The 4,048-nt window shown below is 42.5% G+C and carries 3 protein-coding genes and 2 pseudogenes; 4 read left to right on the forward strand and 1 reads right to left on the reverse strand.

Annotated features, from left to right (window positions below; all coding sequences use genetic code 11):
• The 3 genes and pseudogenes from AACU59_RS03495 to AACU59_RS03505 form a co-directional block, all read left to right on the forward strand.
• On the forward strand, window positions 1-249 hold a 249-nt coding region (locus AACU59_RS03495; RefSeq protein ID WP_161437571.1), incomplete at its 5' end, for an integrase core domain-containing protein.
• A gap of 3 nt (window positions 250-252) precedes the next feature.
• Window positions 253-615 (forward strand): annotated as a pseudogene (locus AACU59_RS03500) (metallophosphoesterase); the annotation flags it as partial.
• A 289-nt stretch (window positions 616-904) separates the two neighbouring features.
• On the forward strand, window positions 905-2,236 hold the full coding sequence (locus tag AACU59_RS03505) for an ATP-binding protein (protein WP_094145670.1): 1,332 nt from the start codon (window positions 905-907) through the stop codon (window positions 2,234-2,236).
• A gap of 51 nt (window positions 2,237-2,287) precedes the next feature.
• On the opposite strand, the gene AACU59_RS03510 is transcribed toward AACU59_RS03505, so the two are convergent.
• On the reverse strand, window positions 2,288-3,283 hold the full coding sequence (locus AACU59_RS03510; protein ID WP_237666613.1) for a tyrosine-type recombinase/integrase: 996 nt from the start codon (window positions 3,281-3,283) through the stop codon (window positions 2,288-2,290).
• 169 nt (window positions 3,284-3,452) lie between these two features.
• On the opposite strand from AACU59_RS03510, the pseudogene AACU59_RS03515 reads away from it, so the two are divergent.
• Window positions 3,453-4,048, forward strand: a pseudogene (locus AACU59_RS03515) (IS3 family transposase); the annotation flags it as partial.

Consider the following 4,048-nt stretch of genomic DNA (forward strand, 5'->3'; position numbering starts at 1 on the left):
CAGAGTTTATCTCGCCGAGGAAACTGTTGGGATAATGCGCCGATAGAGCGCTTCTTTAGAAGTCTGAAGACGGAATGGGTGCCAACTGTGGGTTATCGTAGCTTCGCTGAGGCTCAACAAGAGATCACCCGCTACATTATCGGATATTACTGCCAACTCAGGCCACATCAGTATAACGGTGGTCTAACTCCCAATGAATCAGAACGATTATATTGGGAAAACTCTAAAACCGTGGCCAATTTTAGTTGACCACTACATGATGCGTACTCAGAACTGATGAATGATACAAAGTACATCAGCCATCAAATGATTGAAGAGCAGTACAAAGCGTTCGTTAATAACCTCCCAGAAAAAGTTGATCTTGTTGTTTCACATCATCTTCCTTCCAAAGAAGCTTTCGCCGTAGAAGCAAATGCCAGCAGTGTTTATGCTCCTTACTACCATGCAGGGTTGAGTAATCAGTTGATCTCAAGAGCTAGGTATTGGGTAGCAGGGCATCAACATGATGCTGTAGAGAAAGTCATTGCTGGCGGTAAGACCACATTTATTTGTAACCCCAAGGGTTCTGTCCGCTTAACCAGTGGATTACTTACTAATAAAGCTTATTACCTATAAGGACTCGCTAGCAAGAAACTTCGGCATCTGAAAGTCCGTTAGGGCTTTCTAGCTGCGATAATTGATCACCTTGCCACAGCAACCAATCAGAAATGATGCATAGGTTCATCCCCTCCCTTCACAATCCCAACACTATCATTCGAACAAATACACAAATAACACTTTTACGCGCATTAAAGTATTATTTAATACATTTTTATGCGCGTTAAAATGTTTATTATTGCATTTTATTGCGCATTTTTGTGTAATAAACAATCGACCAGATAAGCACTTTAACTGAGGTGGCTAGATGAAACGAACACTACTTGAAAACCTACTCACCTGGAAAGACAAGCCGACAAGGAAGCCTTTGCTGATTGACGGTGCTAGACAAACTGGTAAAACATTCCTATTGCAGGAACTATTAGGAAGTACATTCGAAAATGTCCTAAGAATCGATTTTCTAGAAAGCCCTGAGTTAATGGAAGCCTTTTCAGGCTCTCTAAACCCTGATGACATCATCACCAACATTGAACTCTTAACAGGACAAATCTTCGAGCCATCGACAGATCTTCTTATTTTAGATGAAATTGGTGAATGTCCAAGAGCGGTCACCGCTCTTAAGTACTTTGCAGAAAAGGCTCCCAAAGCTTATGTTGCGGCCAGTGGTTCAAATATCGGATTGCTCACGTCCTTTCCCGTTGGAAAAGTTGAGCTGCACAACTTAAGGCCACTGACTTTCAGGGAATTCTTGTGGGCATCTGGAGAAAAAGCACTTCAAAAAGCATTTGACCAAAAGCTGAACTCTTCAGCGGCTCATACAAAATTAATCGAACTACTGACCGACTATTACTTTGTTGGCGGCATGCCTGAAGCCGTAAACTCATGGTTCGAAAACTCAGAACTCAGTATTATTGAACGCATTGAAGCCGTGTCTGAAGTCCATAGGAACTTAATTGAGGGCTACATGCGTGATTTCGGAAAGTACTCTGGAAAAGTGGACGCACAGCTAACCGAATCTGTATTTCGAAGCATTCCCGCTCAACTATCTTCGGTATTCGACGACTCCGTTAAACGGTTTAAGTTCAAGGGAGTTCACGAGCGCAAGTCTCGCTATACTGAATATGAAAGTGCGATCACATGGCTTCACAAGTGTCGGCTTGCTTTAAAAAATCATCCTATTGAAGGACAGCCTCGTTCTCCTTTAGCTGCTTATCAAAAGGAAAATACGGTTAAACTATTTCTCTTTGATGTCGGGCTATTGAACCATATGCTCGGCACTGGTTACCGTGAAATCAAACAGCAAGGATATGAATACAAGGGATATGTCGCCGAAAACTATGTTCAACAGGAAATCGCTGCGCTAGGTATTGAACCAAGCTTCTCTTGGGGAGACGCAAGAGCAGAGATAGAGTTCATTATCGCTGATGACCTAGGTCGCATCGTACCTGTAGAAGTAAAAAGCGGTAAGCGAACCCGTGCGAAATCATTGCAATCCTACATCGAGAAGTGCAAGCCCCACAAGACAATCAAACTTACAGGTACTCAAGGCTCTCCAGCAACAGAGAAAGAGCACATCGTGATGCCGCTTTACTACACCGAATACTTACTTGATCACCTGAATGATCTAGACAAAAACTAGGTAGCAACAAAATCAACAGAAAGCCCCAGTAGGGGCTTTCAAAAACAATATTTATTTAAGGTTAGCTCTTAGCGACTGAGTACTTTTAATGTCTGGAAAAGGTAACGTTTCAGCGGAAGGTACAACTGACAACGCTGGTGGAACATACCCAATCAACTCTTTCAATTTACTGCTCCAGATTTCAAGCCCACCTAACTTATCGTCAAAATAGTCATAGCGATCATAGTGACGTGTACTCACATCTTGTAAGGCGTGATTTTGAATACGATCTCGCAATTCTTTGCTGATTCGGCATGCCCCCATCAAAGTTTTACACGTTCGACGCAGATCTCGAGGCACAAACTTATCGAACCCCACGGCATCACGATAACGAGTCACTGCACGACAAATTGAGCTAGTCCTCATAGGTTCTTCTGCATCTTTGGGGTTTGGAAAAACATATCGTCCACCACCAGAAAGCTCATATTGTTTCTGAAGAATTTCAAAAGCCAATTCATTAAGCGGTACAATATGATCCTTTTTGTTCTTTGAACGCTCTTTAGTAATACACACGAACCGCTCTTTCCAATCGACATTCCACCACTCTAGTGTAACCACCTCATATGGTCTCTGACCTCCAAAATAGATACACAATTGAAGCAAATGCCTCAGGTCTTGCCCAACAGGCACAACCTCATAATTTTCACGAAGATCTTTTAGAAAGCGACGTAATTCTCGCCATTCGAGGAATCGTTCTCCGACCCTCTCACCATCTTTCTGCCTAGGAATTAGTGAAACTGGATTGTATTTTAAGGCAAATTTACACTCTAAAGAGAAGTAACGTGGATCGTTGTCAAAGCGCATTCCATGATTAAACGCCGCCATAATATAGCTACGAACCCTATTACTTGAAGTGATAGCTCCACGCTGGATCACTTTACTGATCACGTATTTGATATCATTCGTAGTTACATCGCATGCTTTGATGTTCTTATCGATATACGGATAACACTCTTTTTTAAGCGATTTCAACACTGTCTCATATGTTCTCTTTCCGTCGATTTTCATTTGTTCCGTATAGCTATGAAATAGATCTTCTAACGTTCCAAGCTCCTTACTCTCAGCATCAATTCTTTTCTGCTCAATTTCCTGTTGTTCAATATGTAATTTAAGGTTGATCCGCCCCAGCAGTTTTGGACACTGAGTTAAGTGAGTACAATCACTAACGAGGTGAACAATGACAACTAAGAAAACTAGAATTAAACATTCCCCTGAATTTAAAGCAGAAGCCCTGAAGTTAGCAGATAAAGTGGGAGTAGCTGCGACAGCAAGACAGCTTTCTTTACACGAATCTCAAATCTACGGGTGGCGGAAGAACTCGAAGAAAGACACCAGTACTAGTCAGCGAGAGCAAGAGCTAACCGCAGAGGTTGCCAAGCTCAAAAGGCAGTTGGCTGAGCAAGCTGAAGAGCTAGAAATTGTAAAAAAGGCCGCCACCTACTTCGCGAAGAATCTAAAGTAGATTGCTACGAGTTTATGCTCGAACACCTGCTGTGCTTCAGTATAGTGCGTATGGCTAAGGTGTTCGGGATTTCCCGAAGTGGGTTTTATTACTGGATTAAGCATCGGCACAACGCCATCCAACGTGAGGCTATTCGCCAACAGCTTGATACAAAAGTTAAAGAAGCTTTCGACAACAGCAAAGGCCGAGATGGCTCAAGGCGTATCCAAAAAGAACTGTCTGAGAACGGTGAACGCTACAATGTTAAAACCATTGCTGCCAGTATGAAGCGTCAAGATTTAACGCCGAAAGCTGCACGCAAGTTTAAGTGC

It is taken from the genome of Vibrio sp. V23_P3S9T160, from assembly GCF_963886625.1.
GTDB classification, from domain to species: Bacteria; Pseudomonadota; Gammaproteobacteria; order Enterobacterales; family Vibrionaceae; genus Vibrio; species Vibrio anguillarum.